29 protein-coding genes and 1 pseudogene are annotated in these 25,497 nt (G+C 58.6%); 14 read left to right on the forward strand and 16 right to left on the reverse strand.

Going from position 1 to position 25,497, the window contains the following annotated elements; translation table 11 throughout:
• The 5 genes from BMY49_RS17140 to BMY49_RS02160 form a co-directional block, all read left to right on the forward strand.
• On the forward strand, nucleotides 1-119 hold a 119-nt coding region (locus BMY49_RS17140), incomplete at its 5' end, for a transposase (RefSeq protein ID WP_143058107.1).
• 179 nt (nucleotides 120-298) lie between these two features.
• Nucleotides 299-1,582 (forward strand): TRAP transporter large permease, encoded by a 1,284-nt coding sequence (locus BMY49_RS02145; protein WP_044629862.1) that lies wholly within the window; start codon nucleotides 299-301, stop codon nucleotides 1,580-1,582.
• Between the two features lie 21 nt (nucleotides 1,583-1,603).
• Nucleotides 1,604-2,047, forward strand: a complete 444-nt coding sequence (locus BMY49_RS02150; protein WP_054640748.1) for a universal stress protein — start codon at nucleotides 1,604-1,606, stop codon at nucleotides 2,045-2,047.
• Between the two features lie 153 nt (nucleotides 2,048-2,200).
• Nucleotides 2,201-2,881 (forward strand): FKBP-type peptidyl-prolyl cis-trans isomerase, encoded by a 681-nt coding sequence (locus BMY49_RS02155; RefSeq protein ID WP_054640749.1) that lies wholly within the window; start codon nucleotides 2,201-2,203, stop codon nucleotides 2,879-2,881.
• A 33-nt stretch (nucleotides 2,882-2,914) separates the two neighbouring features.
• Nucleotides 2,915-3,952: an alpha/beta hydrolase family protein gene (locus BMY49_RS02160; protein WP_244154887.1), complete on the forward strand. Its 1,038-nt coding sequence runs from the start codon at nucleotides 2,915-2,917 to the stop codon at nucleotides 3,950-3,952.
• A 39-nt stretch (nucleotides 3,953-3,991) separates the two neighbouring features.
• Here BMY49_RS02160 and BMY49_RS02165 read toward each other — a convergent pair whose 3' ends face one another.
• Nucleotides 3,992-4,597: an SCO family protein gene (locus BMY49_RS02165; protein WP_089674672.1), complete on the reverse strand. Its 606-nt coding sequence runs from the start codon at nucleotides 4,595-4,597 to the stop codon at nucleotides 3,992-3,994.
• Between the two features lie 4 nt (nucleotides 4,598-4,601).
• Nucleotides 4,602-5,105, reverse strand: a complete 504-nt coding sequence (locus tag BMY49_RS02170) for a hypothetical protein (protein WP_062373046.1) — start codon at nucleotides 5,103-5,105, stop codon at nucleotides 4,602-4,604.
• A 122-nt stretch (nucleotides 5,106-5,227) separates the two neighbouring features.
• Between BMY49_RS02170 and BMY49_RS02175 the strand changes: the two genes are divergently transcribed.
• A complete protein-coding gene (locus BMY49_RS02175; protein WP_089674674.1) occupies nucleotides 5,228-6,142 on the forward strand; it encodes an AEC family transporter in 915 nt (304 codons plus the stop codon).
• A 365-nt stretch (nucleotides 6,143-6,507) separates the two neighbouring features.
• A complete protein-coding gene (locus tag BMY49_RS02180) occupies nucleotides 6,508-7,110 on the forward strand; it encodes a glutathione S-transferase family protein (RefSeq protein WP_054640752.1) in 603 nt (200 codons plus the stop codon).
• A gap of 3 nt (nucleotides 7,111-7,113) precedes the next feature.
• Here the strand turns inward: BMY49_RS02180 and trmB are convergent, their stop codons facing one another.
• Genes trmB through thiS form a run of 3 tightly spaced genes read right to left on the reverse strand, consistent with a single transcriptional unit; the run spans nucleotide 7,114 to nucleotide 8,919 of the window.
• Nucleotides 7,114-7,863 (reverse strand): tRNA (guanosine(46)-N7)-methyltransferase TrmB, encoded by a 750-nt coding sequence (gene trmB, locus BMY49_RS02185; protein ID WP_044629868.1) that lies wholly within the window; start codon nucleotides 7,861-7,863, stop codon nucleotides 7,114-7,116.
• Nucleotides 7,864-7,875: 12 nt separating this feature from the next.
• Nucleotides 7,876-8,670 carry a thiazole synthase gene (locus BMY49_RS02190; protein ID WP_044629869.1) on the reverse strand — a complete coding sequence of 265 codons (795 nt, stop codon included), beginning with the start codon at nucleotides 8,668-8,670 and terminating at the stop codon, nucleotides 7,876-7,878.
• A 27-nt stretch (nucleotides 8,671-8,697) separates the two neighbouring features.
• Nucleotides 8,698-8,919 (reverse strand): sulfur carrier protein ThiS, encoded by a 222-nt coding sequence (thiS, locus tag BMY49_RS02195; RefSeq protein ID WP_044629870.1) that lies wholly within the window; start codon nucleotides 8,917-8,919, stop codon nucleotides 8,698-8,700.
• Nucleotides 8,920-9,061: 142 nt separating this feature from the next.
• Between thiS and BMY49_RS02200 the strand changes: the two genes are divergently transcribed.
• A complete protein-coding gene (locus BMY49_RS02200; RefSeq protein ID WP_044629871.1) occupies nucleotides 9,062-9,442 on the forward strand; it encodes a DUF423 domain-containing protein in 381 nt (126 codons plus the stop codon).
• Between the two features lie 6 nt (nucleotides 9,443-9,448).
• Here the strand turns inward: BMY49_RS02200 and BMY49_RS02205 are convergent, their stop codons facing one another.
• Nucleotides 9,449-10,204 carry a glutaredoxin gene (locus BMY49_RS02205; RefSeq protein ID WP_198517525.1) on the reverse strand — a complete coding sequence of 252 codons (756 nt, stop codon included), beginning with the start codon at nucleotides 10,202-10,204 and terminating at the stop codon, nucleotides 9,449-9,451.
• A 165-nt stretch (nucleotides 10,205-10,369) separates the two neighbouring features.
• On the opposite strand from BMY49_RS02205, the gene BMY49_RS02210 reads away from it, so the two are divergent.
• Nucleotides 10,370-10,810, forward strand: coding sequence for a DUF411 domain-containing protein (locus tag BMY49_RS02210; protein ID WP_044629873.1), 441 nt, complete (start codon nucleotides 10,370-10,372; stop codon nucleotides 10,808-10,810).
• Here BMY49_RS02210 and BMY49_RS17665 read toward each other — a convergent pair.
• From BMY49_RS17665 to BMY49_RS02225, 3 genes are all read right to left on the reverse strand, one after another.
• Nucleotides 10,797-11,165 carry an EAL domain-containing protein gene (locus tag BMY49_RS17665; RefSeq protein ID WP_244154888.1) on the reverse strand — a complete coding sequence of 123 codons (369 nt, stop codon included), beginning with the start codon at nucleotides 11,163-11,165 and terminating at the stop codon, nucleotides 10,797-10,799. The genes BMY49_RS02210 and BMY49_RS17665 overlap by 14 nt on opposite strands.
• Nucleotides 11,143-11,559, reverse strand: coding sequence for a PaaI family thioesterase (locus BMY49_RS02220; protein ID WP_054640757.1), 417 nt, complete (start codon nucleotides 11,557-11,559; stop codon nucleotides 11,143-11,145). The genes BMY49_RS17665 and BMY49_RS02220 overlap by 23 nt, the downstream gene beginning before the upstream one ends.
• A 245-nt stretch (nucleotides 11,560-11,804) precedes the next feature.
• Nucleotides 11,805-13,979, reverse strand: coding sequence for a malate synthase G (locus BMY49_RS02225; protein ID WP_089674677.1), 2,175 nt, complete (start codon nucleotides 13,977-13,979; stop codon nucleotides 11,805-11,807).
• 219 nt (nucleotides 13,980-14,198) lie between these two features.
• On the opposite strand from BMY49_RS02225, the gene BMY49_RS02230 reads away from it, so the two are divergent.
• The gene (locus BMY49_RS02230; RefSeq protein ID WP_089674679.1) at nucleotides 14,199-15,182 is read left to right on the forward strand and encodes an alpha/beta hydrolase; all 984 of its coding nucleotides are present in this window, start codon (nucleotides 14,199-14,201) and stop codon (nucleotides 15,180-15,182) included.
• A gap of 106 nt (nucleotides 15,183-15,288) precedes the next feature.
• Here BMY49_RS02230 and BMY49_RS02235 read toward each other — a convergent pair whose 3' ends face one another.
• Complete coding sequence (locus BMY49_RS02235; protein WP_089674681.1) at nucleotides 15,289-16,602, reverse strand: esterase-like activity of phytase family protein; 1,314 nt, start codon at nucleotides 16,600-16,602, stop codon at nucleotides 15,289-15,291.
• Between the two features lie 218 nt (nucleotides 16,603-16,820).
• Between BMY49_RS02235 and BMY49_RS02240 the strand changes: the two genes are divergently transcribed.
• Nucleotides 16,821-17,405: an NADPH-dependent FMN reductase gene (locus BMY49_RS02240; RefSeq protein ID WP_089674683.1), complete on the forward strand. Its 585-nt coding sequence runs from the start codon at nucleotides 16,821-16,823 to the stop codon at nucleotides 17,403-17,405.
• Between the two features lie 9 nt (nucleotides 17,406-17,414).
• Here the strand turns inward: BMY49_RS02240 and BMY49_RS02245 are convergent, their stop codons facing one another.
• Complete coding sequence (locus BMY49_RS02245; protein ID WP_089674684.1) at nucleotides 17,415-18,923, reverse strand: YifB family Mg chelatase-like AAA ATPase; 1,509 nt, start codon at nucleotides 18,921-18,923, stop codon at nucleotides 17,415-17,417.
• Nucleotides 18,924-19,122: 199 nt separating this feature from the next.
• Here BMY49_RS02245 and BMY49_RS02250 point away from each other — a divergent pair, with 199 nt between their 5' ends.
• Together BMY49_RS02250 and BMY49_RS02255 are read left to right on the forward strand one after the other, a co-directional pair.
• Nucleotides 19,123-19,458 (forward strand): type II toxin-antitoxin system PrlF family antitoxin, encoded by a 336-nt coding sequence (locus BMY49_RS02250; RefSeq protein ID WP_044629885.1) that lies wholly within the window; start codon nucleotides 19,123-19,125, stop codon nucleotides 19,456-19,458.
• Nucleotides 19,455-19,952 (forward strand): type II toxin-antitoxin system YhaV family toxin, encoded by a 498-nt coding sequence (locus tag BMY49_RS02255; protein WP_089674685.1) that lies wholly within the window; start codon nucleotides 19,455-19,457, stop codon nucleotides 19,950-19,952. Before BMY49_RS02250 ends, BMY49_RS02255 begins: the two co-directional genes overlap by 4 nt.
• 12 nt (nucleotides 19,953-19,964) lie before the next feature.
• On the opposite strand, the pseudogene BMY49_RS02260 reads toward BMY49_RS02255, so the two are convergent.
• From BMY49_RS02260 to BMY49_RS02280, 5 genes and pseudogenes are all read right to left on the reverse strand, one after another.
• A pseudogene (locus BMY49_RS02260) lies at nucleotides 19,965-20,135 on the reverse strand (magnesium chelatase domain-containing protein); the annotation flags it as partial.
• Between the two features lie 17 nt (nucleotides 20,136-20,152).
• Complete coding sequence (locus BMY49_RS02265; protein WP_058579763.1) at nucleotides 20,153-21,022, reverse strand: ABC transporter substrate-binding protein; 870 nt, start codon at nucleotides 21,020-21,022, stop codon at nucleotides 20,153-20,155.
• 109 nt (nucleotides 21,023-21,131) lie between these two features.
• Nucleotides 21,132-23,228, reverse strand: a complete 2,097-nt coding sequence (locus tag BMY49_RS02270) for a TonB-dependent siderophore receptor (RefSeq protein ID WP_089674689.1) — start codon at nucleotides 23,226-23,228, stop codon at nucleotides 21,132-21,134.
• Nucleotides 23,229-23,365: 137 nt separating this feature from the next.
• Nucleotides 23,366-24,301, reverse strand: a complete 936-nt coding sequence (locus BMY49_RS02275; protein ID WP_089674691.1) for an AraC family transcriptional regulator — start codon at nucleotides 24,299-24,301, stop codon at nucleotides 23,366-23,368.
• A gap of 134 nt (nucleotides 24,302-24,435) precedes the next feature.
• Nucleotides 24,436-24,792 (reverse strand): accessory factor UbiK family protein, encoded by a 357-nt coding sequence (locus BMY49_RS02280; protein WP_089674694.1) that lies wholly within the window; start codon nucleotides 24,790-24,792, stop codon nucleotides 24,436-24,438.
• A 349-nt stretch (nucleotides 24,793-25,141) separates the two neighbouring features.
• Here BMY49_RS02280 and BMY49_RS02285 point away from each other — a divergent pair, with 349 nt between their 5' ends.
• Complete coding sequence (locus BMY49_RS02285; protein ID WP_044629889.1) at nucleotides 25,142-25,480, forward strand: P-II family nitrogen regulator; 339 nt, start codon at nucleotides 25,142-25,144, stop codon at nucleotides 25,478-25,480.
• Nucleotides 25,481-25,497 lie beyond the last annotated feature (17 nt).

The raw sequence follows: 25,497 nt of genomic DNA on the forward strand, positions 1-25,497 counted from the left end.
AACACGTGATGGGGTTCCGGCAGTTCTCGCTACGCGGACTGGATAAGGTCAGCGGCGAGTGGCGATTGGCCACCATGGCGTGGAATATCAAGCGGATGCACCGGTTGACGGCGGGCTGAGGGCTCGCCGCGCCCAACCGGCCAGCAGGCAAGGCGTCAGAACCGCCTTGCAGAAGCTGAGGGGCAGGTTAAGAGCCACACAACAGCACCAACACCAACACCAACACAGGGGGGGGTGAAGAACCCACGCCTCAGCTCATCCATTAACCTCAAGTCCGACAGACTGCTAGGGGAACGCTATGACGACGATAATGGTAGTCACCATGATTGCCCTGCTGCTGCTGGGCTTTCCAATGATGATCCCGCTGATCACCGCCGCGGTGATTGGCTTCTATATGATGTTTAACGGCTTTGGTCAAATGGATACGCTGATTCAGCAGATGATGGCGGGCATTCGCCCTGCCTCGCTGATCGCCGTACCGATGTTTATTCTGGCCGCCGATATTATGACTCGTGGGCAATCCGCGAACCGCCTGATTGATATGGTGATGTCGTTTATTGGCCATATTAAAGGTGGGCTGGCGGTGAGTACTGCCGCTTCTTGTACGCTGTTTGGGGCGGTATCGGGTTCGACCCAGGCCACCGTGGTGGCTGTGGGGTCTCCGCTGCGTCCGAAGATGTTAAAGGCGGGCTACTCTGATCCCTTTACGCTGGCGCTGATTATTAATGCCAGTGACATTGCCTTTTTGATCCCACCCAGCATCGGCATGATTATTTATGGGGTGATTTCCGGTACCTCGATTGGCGAGCTGTTTATCGCCGGGATTGGGCCGGGCCTGTTAATACTGTTTATGTTCTCTGCCTACTGCATTGTTTATGCCATCGTAAAAGATGTTCCTACCGAAGAGCGCGCCAGTTGGAAAGAGCGGGCCACCGCCGTGCAAAAAGCGCTCTGGCCGCTGGGTTTCCCGGTGATTATCGTGGGTGGTATTTATGGCGGTATCTTTAGCCCCACCGAAGCGGCGGCAGCCTGTGTGCTATACGCGGTGCTGTTAGAGTTTGTGGTGTTCCGCTCGCTGAAAATGCGCGATATCTACGCCATCGCCAAATCCACTGGCCTGATTACCGCTGTGGTATTTATCCTGGTGGCCGTAGGCAATGGGTTCTCCTGGATTATCTCTTTTGCGCAGATACCCCAGGCTATCCTGGAGGCCGTGGGCGTGAATGACGCCGGGCCAACGGGCGTACTGATCGCTATCTGTATCTCGTTCTTTGTGGCCTGTATGTTCGTTGACCCTATCGTGGTTATTCTGGTGCTCACACCTATCTTTGCACCGGCGATTGCGGCCACCGGGCTAGACCCCGTGTTGGTGGGTATTCTGATTACCTTGCAGGTGGCGATAGGTTCGGCAACGCCACCGTTTGGCTGCGATATCTTTACCGCTATTGCAATCTTTAAGCGCCCCTACTGGGAGGTGATCAAAGGCACCCCGCCGTTTATCTTTATGCTGATTCTGGCGGCGGCGCTGCTGATTATGTTCCCGCAAATTGCGCTGTTCCTGCGTGATGTTGCCTTCCGTTAAGCAGTCACAAGGAGAACGCGGATGTTTAATCGCATTTTGGTTCCAGTCGATGGCTCCAAGGGGGCCATCAAAGCGCTAGAGAAAGCCGTTGGCCTGCATATGCTCACTGGTGCAGAGCTGTACCTGCTGTGCGTATTTAAGCACCACAGCCTATTGGAAGCGTCGCTCTCTATGGTGCGCCCCAATAGGCTGGATATCCCCGATGATGCGCTCAAAGAGTACGCCACGGAAATTGCTGTACACGCTAAGTCCCACGCCATTGAATTAGGGGCGGATAGCATGCGAGTACGTGCCTTTGTGAAAGGAGGACGACCCTCCCGCACAATTGTACGCTTTGCCCGTAAACGGGAGTGCGACCTGATTGTGATTGGCGCTCAAGGCACGAACGGTGAGAAAAATCTGCTGCTGGGCAGTGTGTCCCAGCGTGTTGCCGGGGCCGCCCACTGCCCAACGCTGGTGGTGTAATAACGTACGCGGTAGCATTGGCTAAACCTCTACGCATCATTGTGGTCTGACTAACACCCGCCGTTTCAGGTAATGCAGCCTGAAGCAGCGGGTGTTAGTCTTTGAGGCACCCAAAAACATATGGCGCACTGCGCCGCTGGATAAGGTTTTTCCATGAAAGCACTACTCTCTTCTACCGCGCTGACTGGCCTTCTGCTGGTAGCGCCGTTTGCCGCCGCCGCCCCGGAAACCGACGAGCAGCGCTTGGCTTACAGCCTGGGTGTTACGCTGGGCGAAAGCATGCAGGCAGATATTGAAGATCTCGATATTGATGCGTTCACCGACGGTATGCGCGATGTCTTCGATGGCAACGAGCTGGCGATGAACGAAGAAGAGATGATGGAAGCGCTAATGGCTTTCCAAGAGAGTTCAATGGAAGCGCGTGAACAGCAAGCCGCCGAGCTGGCGCAGACGAATCTTGAAGAAGGACAAGACTTCCTGGCAGAAAACGCTGAGCGGGATGAAGTCGAAGTAACCGAGTCTGGCTTGCAGTACGAAGTGCTTGAGTCTGGCGACGGCGCAACGCCCGGCGCAGAAGACACCGTAGAGGTGAACTACGAAGGCATGCTGCTCGACGGTACCGTATTTGATAGTTCCTTCGAGCGCGGTGAGTCGGTTAGCTTCCAGGTCAACCAAGTGATCGAAGGCTGGCAAGAAGCCCTGCAACTGATGAGCGTTGGCGATAGCTGGATGCTCTATATTCCTGCTGATCTTGCGTATGGCGAACGCGGCCAAGGCCCCATTGGCCCGAATGAAATGCTCACGTTCCGCGTTGAACTGCTAGGCATTGAATAAGCCATGGGCATAGCCGTTCATCAGCGCCGTCTCATGGCTGCGCTTATTCTGTTGGGCAGCGCCGTTGCCCACGCCGAGGAAGAGGCACCCGGCCTACCTGCGCTGGGTGCTGCTAACGACCAAGCCAGCGTGGTAGGAGTCTCTTCTGGCGGCTATATGGCCTCTCAGTTGGCAGTTGCTTGGCCTGAGCGCTTTAGCGGTGTGGGCATGCTAGCCGCAGGCCCATGGGGGTGCGCTCAAGGGGCATTAAGCCTAGCCCTGAACCAGTGCATGATGACACGCCGCGGGCTCCCATCGCTGGATGAACTGGAACAGCGGCGTGAGCGCTATCTTTCATTAGACCAAGTAGGCAGCCAAGACGCGCTAAGCCAGCTACGCGCTTTTGTGTGGCATGGCGATGCGGACGAGACGGTGTCGCCTGCGTTAGGAGATCTGCTGGCTCAGCAGTGGCAAGGCTGGCTGGAAAGCCCTGAGCAGCAACTGCGCTACGTTCAGCGGGCAAACACCGGGCACGGCTGGCCGGTAGCGATGCCAAAAGACGCCCCTATTGACCCGCAGTCTTTGGGCGATTGTCGCAACGGCGGCGGCAGTCATGTGCTGGCGTGTGGAGAAGACGTGGCCGGTGAGATGATGGCTTGGCTCTATCCCGAGCGTGAGACGAACGCCAGCGAAGGCGAGCTGTTAGCTTTTGACCAGTCCGACTTTGCAGCGAAGGGCTTTGCCGATACCGGTTATGTGTTCGTACCAGAGGCATGTGAGGCGGGCGGCTGCCCGGTAACGGTGGCGCTGCACGGCTGCCAGATGAACGCGGAGGCCATCGACGACACCTTTGTTCGCTACAGCGGCTTAAACCGCTGGGCGGCGGAGCATGGTCAGGTGGTACTTTACCCACAGGCAGAGAGCAGCATGGCCAACCCGCAAGCGTGCTGGGACTGGTGGGGCTTTGCTGAGAGTACGTGGCAGATCAATCCGCTGCACGATACCCGCGATGGCACCCAGACACAGGCGCTGATGGCGATGTTGGATCATCTACAATCGGCAACTGCTAACAAAGCCGCAACGGCTGAGTAACTACATGGCAGCTAACTTATTGAGGTTCCCCTTTTAGCGTTAGCTGCCAAGTTCGCTTTCCAGCGCCGATACTAACCCGTGGGGCGTTGGAGAGTAGAGCACCCGCTGCAATATTTCCCCTTCACGGTTGACCAAAAACAGCGAAGCGCTGTGGTCGATGGTATACGCCATGGCCGATTCCGGCGCTTCTACCCGCCGCCAAATCACCCCGTAACGCTCAGCCACATCGGTAAGCTGCTCTTGGCTTCCCACTAAGCCGATAAACTCACTGCCGAAGAATTGCATATATTCGCTCATCCGGTCGAGCGTATCGCGCTCTGGGTCGACCGTAATCATGACAGGCACAACCCGCTCACGTTGAGCATCGCTCAATTGAGCCAGGGCTTGGCGTTTGACCGCCTGATTCATGGGGCAGACATCGGGGCAGTAAGTGTAGCCAAAGGAGATAATGGCAATTTCATCATCGCCTAGCTGGGTAAGGGAGACGTCACCCAGGGTAGAGGGCATTGCGATAGGGCCGCCCTGCGGTTCGTCGCTCTCCTGGCCGACGCCTAGCTGGTAAAGGCCCAGGGTGGCCGCCACCACTAGCACGCCTAACAGGGCTAGGCCAAGCCAAAGCGGCTTGCATTTTATGGAGGCTGCCATGCGCTTAACTCCTTTTAACATCGAAATCGAACCAGCTACCCAGCTTACCGTCAGGCGTCTCCAGAATAACCCTAGCGCGCCACGGCATCACCTCTTGCGTGCAAACGCCCACTTGGCCCTGGCCATGAAAGTGTCCGGGCGCAGTGGTGGTAAGCGCAAAGCGGTTTAACCCCATATCCATATCGCGGCCAACAAAATCCACCGTCACTTGGCTGGGGGTGATGCCCTCCACCTCGACATCCAAGGGCAGCACTTCAAGCGCCTCGATACGGCCATCGGCATCAATGGCTAACGTAAGACGGCCTCTGTCCCCCAGCGTTGTCGAACAGGGAGTCATATGCAAGTTGCATTCGCCGCTAGGAGAGAACCACACGATATCGCTATCGGCGCGAAGCCAGTTAGCGAACACGTACCATGTGCACGCAGCCAGCGCGAGGCCAGTCACCAGGATAAGCACTTTTAGCGCTGGAAAACCCGTAACATCGACAGGTTTAGGCAAATTCTTCATGGCAGAATAGTCGCTACGCAGGCCATAAGGCGGGGAAATTTATTACATGGTATGCGTTTCATGGTAACAGCTATCCCGCAGATGTCGCTGTGCTGGGATGTCGCACTTAATAAGGAAGAACAATGGAGAGCATTACCGGAGCACTAGGACCGCTGTTTTTATTGATTTTATTGGGTGCCGCCATGGGGTATGGGCGCTGGCCTCATCTCGATTTTTGGGCGCAAATGGAGCGGTTTATCTATTTTGTGCTGTTCCCTGCCATGCTGGTGGGCACGCTGGCGACAGCCGATGTGAGCCAAGTGCCCGTTGGCCGGTTGGCGCTGGCATTGCTGGGGGCAATAGCGCTGTTTGGCCTTGTGCTGTGGCATTTTCGAGCCTGGTTACAGCTCAGCCCGGCGGCATTCACCTCGGTGTTTCAAGGTGCCGTGCGCTTTAATACCTATGTGGGCGTAGCGGGGGCCGCCGCGCTGCACGGCCCGTTGGGGGCCACAACGGCTGCGGTCGCCGTGGCGCTGATGGTGCCCGTGGTGAACGTTATGTGCGTGGCCAGCTTTGTGGCGGCGGGCACGCTGGGTCGCGCAAGTCTGGGTAAAAGCGCGCTAGCGCTGGCGAAAAATCCGCTGATTTTGGCTTGCTTGGCAGGGATTGGGCTGAATCTTAGCGGCGTTGGCCTGCCCGGCTGGAGCGAAGATACCGTCACGTTACTGGGACGCGCAGCACTACCGCTGGGACTGGTGGCCGTGGGGGTCGCGCTTAAGCCTATGGCGCTGCTGCGTATTGACCGAGGGGTGATTGCTACTAACGCCATTAAGCTACTGTGCATGCCAGCATGTGTACTGCTGTTAGCGTGGCTACTGGGGCTCGACCCCGTCAGCCGGAACGTCGCGCTGCTGTTTGCTGCGCTACCCACGGCCACCTCGGCATACATCCTTGCCCGCCAGCTGGGCGGCGATGCGGAATTAATGGCGGCCATTATCACCGGGCAAACACTGCTTGCCATGCTGACGCTGCCGTTTTGGCTCAAGCTGGTCGGGTGAAAAAATAAATAAAAAGTATTCGCATTTGTGTTGACGGGGTGAATGAGAATGATTATATTGTGTTTGTCAGCGTTTGATGAGCCGCTGGCAACCACGACAGCGACTAGGCAGTTCAGCGCCGGTACCCTGTTATGGTTTCTCCCTCTCATTGCTAGTCACGGTCTTTTGCCGCTCCTTTGGAGCGGCTTTCTTTTTTATGCCTTCCTATAAATACCACTCAGCCCTTCATGCCCTGTTGATGGGCTGTAGGGCAAACTTTTTCCCATGGGTTGTGCGTTGACGTCGGTGGCCTACCTCAAAAGTGGTAGCGGCAGGCCGCATCGAGTGGTTTACGATACGTTTTCGTCACCTGAGGGGAATCCACCATGCAGCTTTATCTCAATACTTCTTCACCTTACGCCCGCGTCGTGCGGGTATGCTTGTATGAAAAAGAGCTAATGGAGCGCACAGAGCTTTGCTGGTGCGACCCCTGGGCAGCGGATAGCGAGCTTTTAAAGATTACCCCGCTGAGTCGTATTCCGACGCTGGTGACGGAAGGCGGCGAGGTGCTGACAGAGTCGCTACTGATTGCCCACTATCTGGATGCCGTGGGCGAAGGCGCGAAGCTGCTACCAGCGGATGGTTTAGCGGAAACCCTGGCGTTGGCGGGGCTGGGGCAGGGCTTGATGGAGGCGGCGTTTAACGTGGTGATTGGCCGCAAGCATGGTGGGCCAGACGTGGATGAGACGCTGTTAGGAAACCGGCGGTTAAAAGCGATTGAGCGCACACTGGTGACGCTGGAAGCGCACCCTAGCGTGCTGGCTGGCCATACCCAGTGCACGCTAGGGGCGATTGTGGTCGCTGTCGCCCTGGCTTACCTCAGCTTTCGCTTACCGGCCTTTGATTGGCCGAACCGCTTTCCACGGCTGCAGGCGTGGTTTGCCAAGGTGACCGAGTGCGACAGCTTTGCGCTAACGGCGTTTGAGTAAGCGTTACGCTTCCCGCCGGTAAATCAGATCCCACACGCCGTGGCCGAGCTTTTCGCCGCGGGCCTCAAACTTGGTGAGCGGGCGGAAGGCCGGGCGGGGCACGTAGGGCGACGTCTCGGCGGTGGCGGTGTTAGCGTAGCCGGGGGCAGCTTCCATCACTTCCGCCATCCACTCGGCGTAGGCTTCCCAGTCGGTGGCCATGTGGAACGTGCCGCCGGGCTTGAGGCGTGTGCGAATCAGCTCCACGAACGCAGGCTGCACGATGCGCCGCTTATGGTGCTTCTTTTTCGGCCATGGGTCGGGGAAGAATAGCTGTAGCGTAGTCAGCGAGCCTTCGGGCAGACACTGCTCCAGTACCGCCAGGGCGTCTTCACGGTAAACGCGCAGGTTGGTCAGGCCGCGTTTATCCACTTCATCGAGCAGTTTACCAACGCCGGGGGCGTGCACTTCGATGCCGATAAAGTCGGTATCGGGATGAGTTTCAGCCTGTTCGATCAGCGAGTTACCCATACCAAAGCCAATTTCCACCACGCGGGGGGCTTGGCGGCCAAACAGGGCGTCTAAATCCTGGCGACCATCGGCAATGGTCAGCCCCAGGCGCGGCCATACGTCTTCCAGGCCGCGTTGTTGGGCTTGGGTCATGCGCCCGGCGCGAATCACATAGCTTTTAATGCCGCGGCGGTGCAGCGGCGCATCGGCACTTTCGGGGCCAGTGGTGTTGCTCTCGGGCGCGGTGTCGTTCGTATCGGTCATGGTGTCTCTGTATCAGCCGTTGATTCGGCCTGCAAAAGGCGAAGAGGGGTCGGCACTTTGGCGGCGCGGCATGCGGCCTGCCAAAAACGCATCGCGGCCAGCCTCGACGGCGAGCTTCATGGCGTTGGCCATGCGCAGCGGGTCGCGGGCGTGGGCAATGGCGCTGTTGAGCAGCACGCCGTCGCAGCCAAGCTCCATGGCCATAGCGGCATCGGAGGCCGTACCAATGCCTGCATCCACCAGGACCGGCACGCTGCTCTGCTCCACGATCAGGCGGACATTATGCGGGTTTTGAATGCCGTGGCCCGAGCCAATCAATGAGCCCAGCGGCATGATGGCGCAGCAGCCCATGGCTTCCAGCTCGCGTGCCACAATCGGGTCATCGCTGGTGTACACCATCACGTCGAAACCGTCGGCCAGCAGGGTCTCGGCCGCTTTGAGCGTCTCGACCACGTTGGGGTAGAGCGTGTGATCGTCGCCGAGCACTTCCAGCTTGACGAGGTTGTGGCCATCCAGCAGTTCGCGGGCCAAGCGGCAGGTGCGCACGGCATCTTTCGCGTTGTAGCAGCCAGCGGTATTGGGCAGCAGGGTGTACTGCTTGGGCGAGATGACGTCGAGCAGGTTCGGCGCATCGGCATCCTGGCCAAGGTTGGTACGGCGCACGGCAAAGGTGACGATTTCGGCACCGCTCTGGGCAATGGCAGCACCGGTTTCGGTAAAGTCTTTGTACTTGCCGGTACCCACTAACAGGCGGGAGCTAAAATCACGTCCGGCAATGGTGAACGGTGTATCAGTCAGTTGCGTCATAGCGATTCCTTGAAAAAGCACCGGCAGCTAGCCGCCGCCAATGGCATGGACCACTTCGATCTGGTCGCCTGCGGCCAGCGGGGTCGCGGCCAGTTGGCTCTTGGGCACAATCTGTTCGTTGATTTCGACAGCGATACGACGCCCGCCCAGGCCAAGCTGCTCGACCAAGTCGGCAGCGGTGAGGCCAGCGGTCATGGCGTAGGGTTCGCCGTTGAGCGTAAGCTGTATCGACTCATTGGGGGTAGGCATAAACAGTAAGCACCCTGGTGGATGAGGCAAAACGGCCTCTATTGTAGCGGTTTCGACCCGTGCAAGGTATGCAGCGGGGTGAATATCTCAATGATTAACGGGGTGGCGATGCGCCGCCAACATAGGTGAAAAGGAGTCAGGCGTGCAGCGAATCGACAAGCTGTGGTGGTGTGTGGTGGCGCTTTTAGGGGCAACCATGGTGATGCTGGGGGCTTACGCCGCCCACGGGTTGGCGGCACGCACCAGCGCTGCCATGGTGGATATCGTAGAAACCGGCGTGCGCTACCAAGCGTGGCACACGCTGGCCATGCTGGCGGTGCTTGCTTGGCGCAGCCAACGTCCGCTCCCCGGTCAGCAGGTCGTACTCGCCTTATGGGTGTTAGGTGTACTGGCCTTTGCCGGTTCGCTCTACCTGATGGCGCTGGCCGGGTTGAGCGTAGGTATCGTGACGCCGATCGGCGGACTGCTGCTGATGGCCGGTTGGCTGGCCCTGGGCGTCACGGCGCTGCTAAGCCGCTCTTAATCGACGCTAGCCCAGTAGCATGCGCAGCGGCATCCACAGGCCCATGCCGATCATCACCAGGTTTTCGGTGAGCGACACAAAGCCGAGCGGTACGTTGCTGTTGCCACCCACGCAGGCGCACTTGAGTTCGCGCTTATCGATGTAAACCGCTTTGAAGACTGATACCGCGCCCACGGTGCCGACGAATAGCGCCAGCGGCGCGGCTACCCAAATCAGTGTACCAGCCAGCATCAACAGCCCGGCGGCGGTTTCGGCGTAGGGGTAAACGTAGCTATAGGGCACGTAGCGCTGGGCGAGCAGGTCGTAGTTGAGAAACATGGTGCTGAAGCTTTCGATATCCTGCAGCTTCTGCAGGCCCAGCAGCACCATCGCGGTCGCTACGGCAAACTCTGGCATGCGCGCCGTGAGCAGCGTGCCCTGGGTCGTCCAGCTCATCGCCAGGCCTATCAATAGCGCGATGGCAAAAATGGCCAGCACCGGGCGGTAGGTAGTCTCTTTGGCATTGGGAACGCTCATCCCTAGATGCTCACGCAGCTCTTCGTAGCCGCCGATACGTTGGTTATCTATGTACACCTGTGGCGTGGTATCGACGTTCTCCTGCTCCTTGAACGCGTCGATCTCCTCACGAGAGGTGAGGGTGTGGTCATCCACCGCGTAGCCTTTGCGCCTGAGCAGGTCGACGGTCTTCAAGCCGAACGGGCACATGTGCTCGGCGGTTTTCATCCGATACACCTGTGCGGTGTGGTGGGTCGTTGCTGCCATCATCAGCCTCCTTGTCGTCTTACGATCAACGTCCAACCTTTAGCGTAGAACCTGGTGCCGCCCATAGGTCAAATAACCGGGCTGATGCTGCTGCAGCGGGCTTGACCTATGGGCAACCCCTAGGTTGTAAGCTTTATAACAGAGACCATTTAACAGGAGATACATATGAAACGTAACGCCACGGCGCTCTTGGTATCCGGTGCACTGATGTTTGGTGCCGCAACAGCCCAAGCGGCGCTGCCGGATGAGGCGACGCTGTATAAAAACCCGCAATGCGGCTGCTGCGATGAGTACGCGCGTCATCTTGAAGCGCTGGGCGTAGACGTCACCATTATTGATGACGTCGAGCTGGGTGATATCAAACAGCAGGCGGGCGTGCCTTACGGCATGGGCTCTTGCCACACCATTGAGATAGGCAACTATTGGATTGAAGGACACGTGCCGATGGAAGCGGTTGAGGCACTGTTTGAACAGCAACCGGATGTCGATGGCATCGGCTTAGCCGGTATGCCAATTGGCACACCGGGCATGCCTGGGCCCCAAAGCGAGCCTTACAACGTTTACCTATTCAGCGATCAAGACGCCCAGCCGTTTATGACGCTGTAGGCGAAGAAGCGCCGTTGCGTCGCGCAAACTCTGCTGCGGGTGCTGGCTTGCCAAAATAGTAGCCTTGATACACATGGCATCCTAAGCGAACCAGCACCGTGCACTGGTCGGCAGTTTCCGTGCCTTCGGCAATCACGTCTAATCCCAGGCTCTCTGCTAGGGCGATAATGGTGGCGGCTGCCAGGTGGCTGTGGCGGGGTTTGTGCAGCGTTTCCTTAACGCCACCGGTATTCGCGTACGGGACTACCCGATGACGCTGGATCGGCTGATCGACCAGCTCCCCAAAGTGAGTTGAGCGCGTTAAAGCGTGAACGACCGCGCTGTTCGGCTGCCTAGAGTTTATCCGGCAGCGCATAGCTGGCGGTGACATGCACCACGGGGCGCGTGTCATCGCTGGCGGAGAAAATCTGTACTTCGCCCACCGCCAGGCGGCGGCCCAGCTTAATCAGCTTGGCGTGGGCGATAATATCGTGATCGCCGGAGGCTGCGCGTAGAAAGTGGCAGTTTAAATCGCTGGTCACGGCCATCGCTTCGGGGCCTATTTGGGCGAGTATCGCCACGTACAGCGCCACATCCGCAAAGCCCATCATGGTAGGGCCTGACACGCGGGGGCCAGGGCGCAGGTGCTCATGGCCAATGTGTAGGCGCATGGTGGCGCACATCTCTCCAACGCTCACTATCTTGCCCATCCGCTGGGGAAAGACTTCATCTAAAAAGTGCTCAATCTGCTCGGCGGTCATCACGGTCATTGTTGTTATTCACTCTGACAGGCTGGGGATCTGCTGCCAGTAGGTCGCCAAGAGGGCGCTGTGAACCCATCCCTGGGCGCTACTTATGCCATCCTTGGCATAAGACCCTCTCGGCAACCTACTGCCAGCGCATTAAATTGTCGCGTAGCTTGCTGTGTGTTTCTTTTACGTCAACGTAAGGCTAGCATAAATAAAAAAGCCCCAAGGCGCGAGCCTTAGGGCTGGGGGCTATTAAGCGATAGGGCTTACTTAGCCTTATGTACCTGACGCCATGCGTGCAGGAGCGGCTCGGTGTAGCCAGACGGCTGTACGCGACCTTTGAATACCAGGTCAGAGGCGGCTTTGAACGCGGTAGAGCTTTCAAAGTCGGCGCTCATGGCCGTGTAAGTGGGGTCGCCAGCGTTCTGCTCGTCAACTACTTTCGCCATACGCTTGAGGGTTTCCTCAACGCGGGGTGCATCAACGATGCCGTGGTGCAGCCAGTTGGCAATGTGCTGGCTTGAGATACGCAGCGTGGCACGGTCTTCCATCAGGCCAACGTTGTGAATATCCGGCACCTTGGAGCAGCCGACGCCGTGTTCCACCCAGCGCACGACGTAACCCAGAATACCCTGGCAGTTGTTATCCAGCTCTTGCTGAATCTCTTCATCCGACCAGTTGGGGTTTTCCGCTACCGGCACGGTGAGCAGGTCATCCAGGAAGTCCGGCTCGCCCTGGGCTTCCAGCTCGCGCTGAACGTCGTTCACGTTTACTTGGTGGTAGTGTAGCGCGTGCAGGGTCGCCGCTGTGGGGGAAGGGACCCACGCCGTGTTGGCACCGGCTTTCGGGTGGCCAATCTTCTGCTCCAGCATGCTGTGCATCAAATCGGGCATGGCCCACATGCCTTTACCAATCTGGGCGCGGCCGCGCAGGCCACAGGCCAAACCGACCTGCACGTTGTTTTTCTCGTAGGCAGTGATCCACGCGGCGCTCTTCATATCGCCTTTGCGAACCATCGGGCCTGCTTCCATGGCGGTGTGCATCTCATCGCCGGTACGATCCAGGAAGCCGGTGTTGATGAATACCACGCGCGAGGTGGCTTCGGCAATACATGCCTTGAGGTTGACCGTGGTGCGACGCTCTTCGTCCATGATGCCCATTTTCAGGGTGTCACGGCTCATGCCGAGAATGTCTTCCACGCGGCCAAATAGCTCGTTAGCGAAGGCGACTTCTTTAGGGCCGTGCATCTTCGGCTTGACGATATACACCGAGCCTGCACGGGAGTTGCGCGGCTGGTCGGCGTCTTTCTTCAGGTCGTGCAGGGCCAGCAGCGAAGTCACCACCGCGTCCAGAATGCCTTCCGGCAGCTCGTTGCCGTTTTCGTCCAGAATCGCCGGGGTGGTCATCAGATGACCCACGTTGCGCACGAACATCAGCGAACGGCCCGGCAGCGTGACGGTGTTGCCGTCAGTGGTTTGCCAAGTGCGGTCGGCGTGCAGCTTACGGGTGAAGGTTTTGCCGCCTTTCTCGATGGTCTCTTCCAGGTCACCCTTCATCAGGCCGAGCCAGTTGCTGTACACACCGACTTTATCTTCAGAATCCACCGCCGCAACGGAGTCTTCGCAATCCATGATGGCGGTCAGCGCGGCTTCAACCACGACGTCTTTGACGTGTGCCGGGTCGGTCTTGCCGATGGGGTGGCTGGCGTCGATCTGGATTTCCAGGTGCAGGCCGTTGTTGGCCAGCAGAATCGATTCGGGGGCGGAAGCATCACCGTTAAAACCAATCAGCTTACCGGAGTCTTTTAGGCCGGTTTCACGGCCGCCTTCCAGACTGACGACCAAGTGGCCGTCGCGGATGGTGTACTTCACGGCATCCCGGTGCGAGCCAGTGGCCAGCGGGGCGGCACGGTCCAGCACGCCACGGGCGTAAGCGATGACTTTTTCGCCGCGTTTCGGGTTGAAGCTGGTGCCTTTTTCCGCGCCGTCCTCTTCGGAGATGGCGTCGGTGCCATACAGCGCGTCGTACAGGCTGCCCCAGCGGGCGTTGGCCGCGTTCAGGGCGTAGCGGGCGTTGCTCACCGGCACCACCAGCTGCGGGCCTGCTTGCGTGGCGACTTCGCGGTCAACATTGGCCGTGGTGGCTTTCACGCTATTTGGCGCGTCTACCAAGTAACCCACTTCTTTCAGGAAGCTGCGGTAGGCGGGCATGTCGCTGACCGGGCCGGGGTTTTCCCGATGCCAGGCGTCCAGCTTCTCTTGCAGCGTGTCGCGCTCTTCGAGCAGCTGGCGGTTTTTTGGGGTCAAATCGTGGAACAGAGCATCGACACCGGCCCAGAAGGCGCTTTCGTCGACGCCGGTGCCCGGCAGAGCCTGCTCGTTGATGAAACGATCTAGGTCGGCTGCCACCTGTAAACGGTGACGCGTGATACGCTCGCTCATGGGGTTCTCCTGTGAAGGTGCCCGTGGTTGGTTTGAGTGCCACGGTTCGGGTGAAGGGTGATTTATGGAAAATACTTCCACACCTGCGTTGGCATGTAAACAGCGTAGACCCTAAAGCGTTAAAATGCTCGACCAAATGATAAGAGCGGGCGGCACCGCCGCTGTTATTTTGTGCTGTTACTCAGTCCATGGAAGTGTGGTGTTCACGGAGAGATGTCAATGCATAATTTCCAGCACTTGGAAGACCTGTTCCGGCAGGCGCAAGGGGAGTCGTCGCTCTCCCGCTTGGCGCCAGGCGATGCGCTAACGGACGCTGTGCATGACTACTTTCGCCACTACGGTCTAGAGGCGCTGCTCAACGACACTAGCGAAGTGCATGCTGGATTCGTCGATACCGGACGGTTCGCGCTGTGGTGCCAAGTGTGGAGTCCCCCCGAGCCTACCGGCACCGCCTTTGTCATTCATGGCTATTTCGATCATTTGGGCCTGTACCGCCACCTGCTCAGTTGCCTGCTGGCCAAAGGCTGGCGCGTGGTGCTGTGGGATTTGCCCGGCCACGGGCTTTCCAGCGGCCCCCGGGCGGAAATTGAGGACTTCGATGACTACCAGCACTGCTTGGCGCACCTGCAAGAGACGCTGCAAACTCTCGGCATGGCACCGGAACCGTGGCTGGGCGTTGGCCAAAGCACCGGCGCGGCGATTCTCGCCACCGATGCGCTCACCCGTCGCGACACGGCCGGCTGGGCTGGCATTGTGCTGCTGGCCCCGCTGGTGCGCCCCTGGCGCTGGAGCCAAGCCAGCTGGCTGCATTTAATCGCCAGCCCCTTTGTCAAAGAGCTGCCGCGCAAGTATCGTCCCAACTCCACCGATGAAGCGTTCACCGCCTTTCTACGCGACCAGGACCCGCTACAGCCCGAGCGCTTGAGCGTGGCCTGGATCACGGCCATGCGCCGTTGGATGCCGCGCCTGTTAGCGCTTGAGCCCAACCCGCTGCCCACGCTGATTCTGCAGGGCGAGCAGGACCTCACCGTGGATTGGGAGTGGAACCTGGCCATCCTGGCGGAAAAATTCCCCAACGCGGAGATTCACCGCCACCCGGAGGCGCGCCACCACTTGGTGAACGAAGCAGATCCTATCCGTGAAGTACTGTTTGAAGCGCTGGATAATTTTGTCGATGGGGTTGTCGAGAGTGCTCACCGATAGGTTTCGTCAACGATATCGGTGAGAGGTCTGTCTAAACGTTACGAGCACGAAATGAACGCCGCTGAGCATTCATTCCGTGCTTCACCGACCTATGTTCACACTCATCTTACTGGGCGTTCAGAAAGTCCTCTACATCGAGCAGTATCAGCTCATTATCATCCGCTTGCCCCTGCTGGCGTCCAATCGAGAACGGATAGTTATTATCGTTGGCGACTACGATGGTGCGCTCATCGACGCGATCAACGTTCTCAATGGTGACGAAGGGGAAATTAAAGGTGCCGTCGATCGTGCCTCTCGGCGCAAGGCCCTCTGGATCCTGGATGTCCATCAAATCGATATAGGCGATTTTCTCAAGCACGCCCTGCTCGTCCTTACGTTCGAGATCAATGAGATAGATACGTTTGAATTCGGCGGGGTTCTCTGCCCACGCTTCTCGCGGATCGCCCTGGCGACCATCACGCTCGATGATTAGGCCGCGGGTGCCACCGATAAGATTGAAATCGCCGATGGCGTGACCCGCTGATTCCAATGGGTAATAGCGGGTGGTGTCGCCCCATTCGCCGGTGTCAGTGTCGAGTTCGAACATTCTCAAGACGGGAGTGCCATTGATGGTTTCCGGGGCATTGGCGGTGCTGTCCCAGATCGGCTTTTCCAACAGCGGATAGAGGGTCGTTTGATCTTCGGAGAGCGCCATGCCCTCATAACCGCCGGAGCGAAACACCACCACATCCTCAGCGAGAGGTGCGCCGGGATTTGGGGTGAGGGCAAAGGCATTGTCAGGGGAGCGCAGCGGCGTGCCGTTGGGGTCTGTGGCCAGCACCTGAAGCACTTCGCCTTCGCTATCGACCTGGATGATCCAGGGGCCGAATTCATCGCCAATCCAGTAGTTATCGCCCACTGGCTGTATCGATTCGATATCGAAATCAGCGCCGGTTAAAAAACGACCTGGCGTGGCTTCATTCATAATCGGGAAGGGGACTCGGCGGTTTGGGTCCGATAGTCGAACGGTCTTTTCGATGGCGACGCGGCCGGTGTCCCAGTCGGGCTTGATGATGTTAAACATCAGAATGACGTCGGAGGAGTTCGCTTTGGAGCCAAAGCCGTTATCGGTTAAGACCAAGAAACGGTCATCGCCCAGCGAGCGAATGCCTGAAAAACCCTGCAGTGGCTGGCTGGGGAACGGAAGCGCTAGCCCCGTGGCTTGAACGGTGGTGTAGAGTTGCTCAGCGCGTCCCTCTTGGGCGGTAAAGCGGCCAGAGACGTTGTAGTGCTCAGGGGCGCCGGCCGGAGCCGCCACAAAGGTGCTGCCGGGCAGCTGGGCATGACCGGTTAAGGTGGCGGGAAAGACTGCTTGAGCGTTTGCCGTGCCGGTAAGCGCAAAGAGAGTAGTAAGGGCAGTGGCTAGTGCTGGCTTTATCATTGCTATCTCACCATTTTAGACGAGGAGTGGTTGGGGCTGGTTCAGCTTTCGATGATTCTCCTCGGCAATGGTGACGATTGGGTGACAATCAGCAGACGTTTCAGTGGCTGTTAGTGTCCAGCGTGAGCCTGTCCGTTAATAAGCCAAAAACGCCTTGCCTATCAGGCGTAAATGCTAAATGGTTGAGTCTTTAAAGTACGTTACGGAAGGGGAGGAAAATGGCGTCATCGGTAGCGAAAGTTCTTGTATTTGCAGGCAGCGCCCGTGAAGGCTCACTCAATAAACAGCTTGCCAAGCTAGCCGCCCGGCGCATCGAGGCGTTGGGCGGCAAGGCCACGTTCATCGACTTGAAAGCGTACCCCTGCCCGCTGTTCGATGAGGATATCGAAGCCCAAGGAATGCCGGAGAACGTGCTGAAACTGCGTGAAATCTTGGCGGATCACCAGGCGCTGCTAATCGCTTCGCCGGAGTACAACGGTTTTATCACGCCGCTGCTGAAAAACACCCTGGACTGGCTCTCGCGCCCCTACGGCGATACCCCCGGCTTGGGACTGTTTGCCGGTAAGTGGGCGGCGCTGGTGGCGGCTTCCCCCGGCGGCCTAGGCGGTATTCGCGCGCTGCCATTGGGCCAGCAGTTGCTGGCCAACTTGAGCCTCACCGTACTGCTCCAGCCGCTCTCGCTACCTAAAGCGGGCAGCGCCTTCAACGACAGCGGCGCGCTGCATGATGACGCCACGGGGCAAAAGCTGGATGCGCTGTGCCAGCGCTTGGTCGATGCCCTTGCAGCAACGCACGCCCAATGACGAAGGGGCTTATGCCCCTTTCAACAGCCGGTCCAACTGCCGGTAGCCGATGGCTTCGATAAAGTGCGGCTGGGAGGGCTTGGGCTCGCCCTGCAGGTCGGCCAGGGTGAGGGCAACGCGCAGCACGCGGTGGTAGGCGCGGGCGGAGAGCTTGAGCTTTTCCAGCACGCCTGCCAGCCAGGCGCGCTCTTCATCATTAAGGGCGCAGGCGGCTTCCAGCGCTTTACCGCTGAGCTGGCTGTTGAGCGCGCCCCGAGCCATTTGCCGCTCCCGGGCCGCCATCACTCGCTCGCGCACCGCGCTGGAGGGCTCGCCCTGGGTTTGTGCGGTGAGTTGCTCCGGGGGCAGCGCGGGCACTTCCACTTGCAGATCAATACGATCCAACAGCGGGCCAGAGAGGCGTGCCTGATAGCGCTGAATTTGGCTGGCACTGCACTGGCAGCGTTGGCGTGGGTCGCCCAGGTGCCCGCAGGGGCAAGGGTTCATCGCGGCAACGAGCTGAAATTGAGCGGGATATCGGCGCTCATGGCTGGCGCGAGACAGATGAATTTCCCCTGTTTCTAGGGGTTGCCGAAGGACCTCCAGTACGTTGCGGGAGAACTCTGGCAGCTCATCCAAAAACAGCACGCCGTGGTGCGCAAGCGATATTTCACCCGGTTTGGGTTTGGAGCCGCCGCCGACCAGTGCGGCGGCGCTAGCGCTGTGGTGGGGTTGGCGGAAGGGCCGCTGGCCCCAGTCGGCTTCCAGCGGCAAGCCACATACCGAACGCACTGCCGCCACCTGTAGCGCATCGTCCTCGGAAAGCGGCGGCAAAATGCCGGGTAAGCGGCTGGCGAGCATGGTTTTGCCGGTGCCGGGTGGGCCTGCCAGCAATAAGTTGTGGCCCCCTGCCGCGGCGACTTCCAGCGCCCGGCGCGCCTGATGCTGGCCGCGCACGTCGGCTAAGTCCGCCACCGGGGCGGTGGATTTAACGGAGGCTGAGAGCTGGTGGGGCTGAATTTTCTCCTGGCCCAGCAAGTGAGCCACCACTTGCCAAAGCGAGTCGGCGGGCAGCACCGGTAAATCGCCCGCCAGAGCGGCTTCATCGGCGCAGGCGCGGGGCACAATCAGCGCTTTGTTGGCGCGGCGGGTCGCCAGCGCAAATGGCAGTACGCCGGGTACCGCCCGCAGCTTGCCATCCAGGGCCAGTTCGCCTGCGCACTCCATGCCTTCCAGCGCATCCACCGGGATTTGGCCGGAGGCGGCGAGGATGCCCAGCGCAATCGGCAAATCAAACCGGCCACCCTCTTTGGGTAGATCCGCCGGGGCGAGGTTGAGGGTAATGCGCTTGGTGTTGGGGAAGTCAAAGCCCGCGTTGATCAAGGCGCTGCGCACCCGTTCGCGGCTCTCTTTCACGGCGGTTTCCGGCAACCCTACCAGGGTTAACCCCGGCAAACCGTTAGCTAAGTGAACCTCTACATGTACCGCCGGTGCTTCCAACCCCACGCCCGCCCGCGTGGCCACAATGGCTAGCGTCATCGCCTTTCCTCTGCTGTTGTCACTTACTCCAATGTAGGATAAAGCTACATTAGCTTAAGTATTTAACCTAACGTAATTAAGAGGGCTTTGGTAGCGCTTAAGCAACTGGTTCAAGTAGCGGAGACGGCTTGACGAGGTAATGCGCTTGCATTAACTTTGTATGCATTACCTTTGCATTGCTATCAAGCGGAGAGCGACAGTGAGCACGTTTATCGAAGACGACTCAACTCTGACGGATCGCTATCAAACGACTGTTCCGGCATCGATTCGCCGGGCGCTAAAGCTGAAGCGCCGAGACCGTATCCATTATACCGTTCGTCCTGATGGAGAAGTGGTGCTTTCACGGGCGAGTGATGAGGCCAAGCACGACCCTGTGATGGTCAACTTCCTCAATTTTCTAGAGCGCGATCTTCTGGCGCATCCGGAAAATATTCGCCCGGTGACTGCCAGTAGCTTTGCCGAGGCCGAACGGCTTACCGCAGGTATTGAGGTAGATCTCGAAGAGGCGCTGGAAGAGGATGATGACGACGAATGAAGCCTCTGGAGGTTAATGGATGGACGATTTATGCCCATCCCTTGTTCTTGGAACAAGTCGAAGCACTCACCTTGAAGGTGAGACATCTTCAATCGAAAGATCCTGCCGGATATCGCAACAAGGCGGCCACCAAGCGCCTAGCAGCGATCATGAAGCTGGCCTTGAATGATATTCCGCAGGATCCATCAGGCACTCAATACCGCCAAGGGAACACGCTTGGCACAGAGCACACTCATTGGCAACGAGCAAAGTTCTACCAGCAGTACCGGCTGTTCTTTCGCTACGATGCTGCGAGCAAAATCATTATTTATGCGTGGGTCAATGATGACGCTGCAAAACGCGCTTATGGCAGTAAGCATGATGCTTACTCTGTCTTTCAGAAAATGCTCAGCAGTGGCAACCCACCGGATAGCTGGAAAGCCTTACAGAAAGCCTCAATGAGCGAAGTTGAACGAATGCATTTACTTTTAACGGCAGATAACAACGATAACTAATTCACACTAGATCTCTTTGGGGAGATCCGCCGGGGCGAGGTTGAGGGTAATGCGTTTGGTGTTGGGGAAATCAAAACCCGCGTTGATCAAGGCGCTGCGCACCCGTTCGCGGCTCTCTTTCACGGCGGTTTCCGGCAAGCCCACCAGGGTTAACCCCGGCAAACCGTTGGCTAAGCCTACTTTATTTCAAGCGTTGAGCGCTACTCAGCATAATGGGCATTCAACGCGCTGGTTAGCTCGCGGGCAAAGCGCTGGGCGGAGGGGAGAGCGCCAAAGCTCCAAACTGGCGGCAGGCGCAGCAGTCGGCCGTTTTGCACGTTGGGTAAGTGCTGCCAGAGGCCGCTTCCTTCAAGCTGCTCTTCCACGCCTGCGGGGAGCGGGTCGACGACCACCAGCGTGGCATCGGGGTAGCGTGCCAGCGCTTCAATACCGGCCAGTGAAAACCCCCAGGCGTTAGTGGGTTGGTCCCAGGCGTTGGGCAGTTCAAGCTGCTCTAGCACGGCGTTGTAGAGGCTGTTCTCGCCAAATACCCGCACATGCCGGGCATCCATAAACTGCACCATCAGCAGTGGGGGCGAGTCGCTGTGCTGGCGGCGCAGCTCGGCCATCAGCTGTTGGGTGCTCTCGATCAGCGCCTCGGCTTCGGCGTTGCGGTCGGTCAGCTCGCCCAGTTGGTGGGTGAGGCTCTGCATCTCTTGCCATGTATCCGCGCCCGGTGAGTAGAGGGTGAAGGTGCCTACTGGGGCGATTTTCTCCAACCGGGGAATTAGCCCGGTAAACATAGGCGAGAGCAGCGTTTGCTCGGGGGGCGATTGGGCCAGCAGCTCGAAGTTGGGCTGGGTGCGCAGGCCAATATCCATCACATGCTCGGGAATGCGCGGCTCGCCCACCCAGTTGTGGTAGTCGGGCTGCTGCGCAATGCTGCTGACCGGCGCGTCAATCGCGAGCAGCGTCTCGGCAATGGTCCAGTCGATGGTGGCCCATTGGGCGTGGCTGGCGGTAGACAACAGCAGGCCAGCCGCAAGCAGGCTGCGGCGAGCCAGGATAAGCAGTCGGGGGAAACAGCGCATGAGGTTAGTACCTAGCAATAAGCGCCTTATTTAAACGAGTCTGTTTATCAATTGCAAATAGAAACACCCAGGCATGCACAGGGCGCGTGCGTCTGGGTGTGGTCGCTGCTTAGAATCGGTAATGAACGCTGGCGGTGACGCCGCGTTCAGCACCGAAATAGCAGTACTCCAGTGAGTTACACGACGCCACGTACGCTTTATCCAGCGCGTTGTGCACATTCAGGCGGGTTTCGACGCCATTGAGGCCTGCTTGGCTCCAGTCGTAGCCCAGCGTGGCGTCAACGAGGGTGTAGTCCGGCACCGTGGCAGTGTTGGCTCGGTCAGCGGCAATGTCAGCGTAGTGGCGCACGCCCACGCCGATATCCACACCGCTTAGCCAACCCTTCTGCACGGCATAGTGGCCCCACAGCTGTACTTGGTGGCGGGGTGAGTAAATGGCGTTATTACCCTGGTTGCCGTCGTCGCTTTTGGCGTAGGTAATATCGGTAAAGCTATAGCCCGCCTGGAGCGAGAGCGCCTCGGTGAGCTGCGTTTGGGCTTCCAGTTCGATGCCTTGCGACTCAATCTCGCCCACGGCACGGTAGGGGTCGGTAGGCTGCTCTTTGGTAGCCACGTTCTCCTGGCTGATGTGGAACAGCGCTGCGCTGTACTGCTGCTGTTCGTTGGGCTGGTATTTCACGCCGGTTTCCCACTGTGCACCCTCCATAGGAGCAAGCAGGTCGCCGTTGGCATCGACGAAGCTGGTGGGGGTAAAGGCCGTCGAGTAGCTGACGTAGGGGGCGATGCCGTTATCGAACAAGTATACCACCCCGGCGCGGCCGCTAAATTGGGTGTCGCTGAGCGTGCTGGTAGCGCCGCTGTCGCGGTTGGTGTTATCGATATTCACCCAGTCAAAGCGCCCGCCCAGCGTCACGCGCCAGTTATCCACGGCGATCTGATCCTGAAGGTAGACGCCGGTTTGCTCCAACTCGTGGTTCTCACGAACGGGCGCATAGAACGCCAGCGGCTCGCTACCGTAGACTGGGTTGAAGGCATCCAGCGAGGGAAACGCCCCGGAAGGCCAGGCAACCTCGTTTTCACGCTGCTGGTAATCCGCTCCTAACAACAGGGTGTGCTCCATAAAGCCGCTGGTCAGGCGGGCTTCTAACTGATTATCCACCGTTAAGGCCTGAAGCGACTCCTCGCTGCCGGAGTAGTAGCGGGCCAGTTCGTTTGAGGTCGGCGATGCCCAGCCAAAACCATACACCTGATTTAGCGTCACATCTGAATTGAGATAGCGCAGCAGTTGGCGGGCGGACACGCGATCGTTAAAGCGGTGCTCAAGGGTATAGCCGAGCATGCGCTGGGTGCGCTCATAGGCGTCGTAGTCGGCTTCGCCATCGAAAAAGTTGTTGCTAATAGTACGGCCATTGCGAGCCACCACAGCGCCTTCATAAGGTACGCCGGAGTGGTACCCGCCCTCCGGTTCGTCTTGCAGGTAGGCTTCTACGGTGAGGCTGGTAGCGTCGGTCATGTCCCAGGTCAGCCGTGGCGCAATGGCGTAGCGCTCCTCCTCGGCTGGGCCAAACTGGGTATCGGCGGCGCTGGCAATACCGGTGAGCCGAAACGCAACGCGCTGCTCTTCCCCCAGCGGGCCCGTGAGATCGAACGCGGCACTGCGCTGGTTATTGTTGCCGACTCTGAAGCGCAGCTCGCCGCCCGGTTCAAACTCAGGGCGTTTGCTGTTGAGGGCCACCACGCCGCCCGGTGAGGCGCGGCCATACAGCACGGATGCAGGGCCGCGCACCACTTCGATGCTGTCTAAAAACCAGGGGTCGATGCGCATGCTGCTATGGGAGTTGGCGTCGCCCATCACCTTCAAGCCATCTAAAAAGGTGTTGCTCAAGCTGCCGTCGGAGAAGCCTCTTAACACCAGGTAATCAAAACGGTTAGAAGCCCCTACTTGGTTACTGTACACGCTGGGAGTGTAGTCGGTGGCGCGCTGTACGGTACTGACGCCGCGTTGCGACATCTGCGTTTCGGTGATGGTCGAAACGCTCTGCGGGGTTTCGATAAAGGGCGTAGCAACTTTGGTCGCCGCCTGTTGGGCAGTCACAGTGACGGTGGCTAAAGCAGTGCTCGGCTGTGCCGCAGCAGGCGTTGCCAGCGCGATGAGCAGCGCACTGCTCAAGGGAGCCAGTAAAAACAGACGATGGGTGGAGGCCATAAGTGATCCTGGGAGGAAGTGGAATCAGTATTATTAAGCAATGAGAATTATTACTTTTTATGGCATCGTAAAGGTATGCGTTGTGCCAAGCCAGCTATGCGCGCTGTCATAAGTGATCGCATCAAGGGAACGATGGCTTATGGCTTGTCTCGTTGAAGCTCGTGAGGGGAAACACCGAAGTGGCGCTTAAAGGCGCTCGAAAAATTGCTGGCATGGCGGTAACCGCAGCGGTGGGCCGTGTGTTGAACGCTGTGGCCTTGGCGCAACGATGCGTGCGCCTGCTCCAGGCGCACTTGGCGAATATAGTCGAACAGCGTGCAGCCGTAGCAGGCGCGAAATTTCTGCCGCAGGCTGCTGGCGCTCATGGCGGCCTCTTTGGCTAGAGCCGCGAGGCTATAGGGCTCGGCGGGATGCTGAGTGATGCGCGCGTGCAGTGCTGCTAGGCGGCGTCTGTCTCGGGTGGAGAGGCCGTGATGCTTGGGGAGTGCGGGCGTCGTTTCCGGCAGTCCCAGGCCAATCAGTTGTATCGCGAGACCTTGCCACACGAGGGGCTGGCGCCAGGTGGTGGGTGGTTGCTCACTTATGGTGCAAAGGTGCTGGTGTAAGGCACTCGGCAGCCGCCAACGGTGCAAGGCCGGTTGGCTGCCGGGAGCGGGAAGCCCTAACGGCGCGGTCGTACGCACCGCAATATTCACGGTACTCAGGCGCGGCTGAGCCGGTTGGTGCACCGTTAGCGGGTGGTGGGCATCAAAGTGAGCGCACACTCCCTCCCCGGCACCTAGCTGCAGGTGCTGCTGGCCTATTTGTAGTTGAATCGTGCCTTCCAAAATAATGCTAAAGAACCAGGGGACGCTTTGGTAAGACGTGGAGGTATAGCCGCGCTCTACTTGCAGGTTAGACAGCGTTAGGTGCAGCCCTTGGGGTAAGCCAACATCGTGCACATGGCCCAGCGCGACCGGCTGGTGCTGTAAAGGGGTGCCGTCCACGCGGTAGTGAATGCCAAATCGTTGGCCAAGCTGGACCAGCGAGCGGTGGGTGATTTCGGGCGTGATGAGGCGTTCCTGCGGGGGCATCTGAGCCGTCGCTATCGTGAATGAGGCAGCCAATCAACGCACGATAGCACTATCGCGACGGGAGTCAATGATAGTGATTCTTGTTCGCTAATTTGGGGCAGCTCAGCCTGCCCCATTCTGAGCACAACGGCGGCTTACTCAGTATCGCCAGTGGACGGTTTATCGGACGTTGGTTTCGTCGCCCCGGAGGGGTGCGCAGGGGCGAGCGGCACTTCGGCTTCTACGGGCGTGGACGCGGTGTTGCTAGAGGCTTCTACGGCCGCTTCCAGGCTGGCCACTTGGCGCTCTAGAGCTTCTACCCGCGAGCGGGTGCGCTGCAGCACATCCATCAAAATATCAAAGTCTTCCCGCGATACCAGCTCCAGGCGGTCAAACGCGCCGCGTACCACTTGCTGGACACCTTTCTGAATATCTTCCGGGGCTTGCGACGCATTCTGTAAGCGGTCGCCGATCTGCTGGGCTAAGCGGCTAATGCGGTCTTGGGGCGCCATGGCTCTCTCCTTAAACGATCACGCATAAATGTGAACTGCTTGTGAGTAAGGATACGCAACCCGCCGACGATTCGCATGTACCGTTTGTTAATTAAGCGCGGTGGGCGTACGTGTACAAATGCATCGAAATGGAGCGACTAGCTTTTTTCAATGTTCTTTTATGGTGCAGGGCAAGTCCGGCACGTAGTAGGTAGCGGTGCTTAGTTACCGCCACTTACTTATGTTAATAATTTAAGTTTTTGAATTTAAATAATAAAAAAGTGAGTGGCACGGTATGAGCATTAGTAGGGTAAGCACTAAATTCGGGCGGCCATGCCGCTATCCACCGAGCCAGCAGGGGAGATCCGGGATGAAACTCATCACCGCTATCATCAAGCCATTCAAGCTTGACGACGTTCGTGAAGCACTCGCCGACAACGGCGTTCAAGGGATTACGGTTACTGAAGTGAAAGGCTTTGGTCGCCAAAAGGGGCATACCGAACTCTACCGTGGTGCGGAATACGTGGTCGACTTTCTGCCCAAGGTGAAAGTGGAAGTCGCCGTCGACGATGCGCGCCTGGATAGCGTGCTGGATGCCATCTGCAATGCAGCGAATAGCGGCAAAATCGGCGACGGTAAAGTGTTCGTCACACCGTTGGAAGATGTGATCCGTATTCGTACCGGTGAGCGCGGTGCCGACGCCGTTTAAGGGCCGACTTTGAGTTG

Source organism: Vreelandella aquamarina, from assembly GCF_900110265.1.
Taxonomy (GTDB): Bacteria; Pseudomonadota; Gammaproteobacteria; order Pseudomonadales; family Halomonadaceae; genus Vreelandella; species Vreelandella aquamarina.

Coding starts and splice junctions, on each gene's coding strand:
- BMY49_RS02155 (WP_054640749.1), top strand. CDS start 2,201: ATGAAAGCACTACTCTCTTCTACCGCGCTGACTGGCCTTCTGCTGGTA.
- BMY49_RS02150 (WP_054640748.1), top strand. CDS start 1,604: ATGTTTAATCGCATTTTGGTTCCAGTCGATGGCTCCAAGGGGGCCATC.
- BMY49_RS02180 (WP_054640752.1), top strand. CDS start 6,508: ATGCAGCTTTATCTCAATACTTCTTCACCTTACGCCCGCGTCGTGCGG.
- BMY49_RS02275 (WP_089674691.1), bottom strand. CDS start 24,301: ATGCCCCCGCAGGAACGCCTCATCACGCCCGAAATCACCCACCGCTCG.
- BMY49_RS02145 (WP_044629862.1), top strand. CDS start 299: ATGACGACGATAATGGTAGTCACCATGATTGCCCTGCTGCTGCTGGGC.
- BMY49_RS02190 (WP_044629869.1), bottom strand. CDS start 8,670: ATGACGCAACTGACTGATACACCGTTCACCATTGCCGGACGTGATTTT.
- BMY49_RS17665 (WP_244154888.1), bottom strand. CDS start 11,165: ATGCGCTGCCGGATAAACTCTAGGCAGCCGAACAGCGCGGTCGTTCAC.
- BMY49_RS02235 (WP_089674681.1), bottom strand. CDS start 16,602: ATGATAAAGCCAGCACTAGCCACTGCCCTTACTACTCTCTTTGCGCTT.
- BMY49_RS02205 (WP_198517525.1), bottom strand. CDS start 10,204: ATGGCAGCAACGACCCACCACACCGCACAGGTGTATCGGATGAAAACC.
- BMY49_RS02230 (WP_089674679.1), top strand. CDS start 14,199: ATGCATAATTTCCAGCACTTGGAAGACCTGTTCCGGCAGGCGCAAGGG.
- BMY49_RS02220 (WP_054640757.1), bottom strand. CDS start 11,559: ATGACCGTGATGACCGCCGAGCAGATTGAGCACTTTTTAGATGAAGTC.
- BMY49_RS02170 (WP_062373046.1), bottom strand. CDS start 5,105: ATGAAGAATTTGCCTAAACCTGTCGATGTTACGGGTTTTCCAGCGCTA.
- BMY49_RS02280 (WP_089674694.1), bottom strand. CDS start 24,792: ATGGCGCCCCAAGACCGCATTAGCCGCTTAGCCCAGCAGATCGGCGAC.
- BMY49_RS02165 (WP_089674672.1), bottom strand. CDS start 4,597: ATGGCAGCCTCCATAAAATGCAAGCCGCTTTGGCTTGGCCTAGCCCTG.
- BMY49_RS02210 (WP_044629873.1), top strand. CDS start 10,370: ATGAAACGTAACGCCACGGCGCTCTTGGTATCCGGTGCACTGATGTTT.
- BMY49_RS02285 (WP_044629889.1), top strand. CDS start 25,142: ATGAAACTCATCACCGCTATCATCAAGCCATTCAAGCTTGACGACGTT.
- BMY49_RS02245 (WP_089674684.1), bottom strand. CDS start 18,923: ATGACGCTAGCCATTGTGGCCACGCGGGCGGGCGTGGGGTTGGAAGCA.
- BMY49_RS02225 (WP_089674677.1), bottom strand. CDS start 13,979: ATGAGCGAGCGTATCACGCGTCACCGTTTACAGGTGGCAGCCGACCTA.
- BMY49_RS02255 (WP_089674685.1), top strand. CDS start 19,455: ATGAAGCCTCTGGAGGTTAATGGATGGACGATTTATGCCCATCCCTTG.
- BMY49_RS02265 (WP_058579763.1), bottom strand. CDS start 21,022: ATGCGCTGTTTCCCCCGACTGCTTATCCTGGCTCGCCGCAGCCTGCTT.
- BMY49_RS02270 (WP_089674689.1), bottom strand. CDS start 23,228: ATGGCCTCCACCCATCGTCTGTTTTTACTGGCTCCCTTGAGCAGTGCG.
- BMY49_RS02160 (WP_244154887.1), top strand. CDS start 2,915: ATGGCTGCGCTTATTCTGTTGGGCAGCGCCGTTGCCCACGCCGAGGAA.
- BMY49_RS02175 (WP_089674674.1), top strand. CDS start 5,228: ATGGAGAGCATTACCGGAGCACTAGGACCGCTGTTTTTATTGATTTTA.
- trmB (WP_044629868.1), bottom strand. CDS start 7,863: ATGACCGATACGAACGACACCGCGCCCGAGAGCAACACCACTGGCCCC.
- BMY49_RS02240 (WP_089674683.1), top strand. CDS start 16,821: ATGGCGTCATCGGTAGCGAAAGTTCTTGTATTTGCAGGCAGCGCCCGT.
- thiS (WP_044629870.1), bottom strand. CDS start 8,919: ATGCCTACCCCCAATGAGTCGATACAGCTTACGCTCAACGGCGAACCC.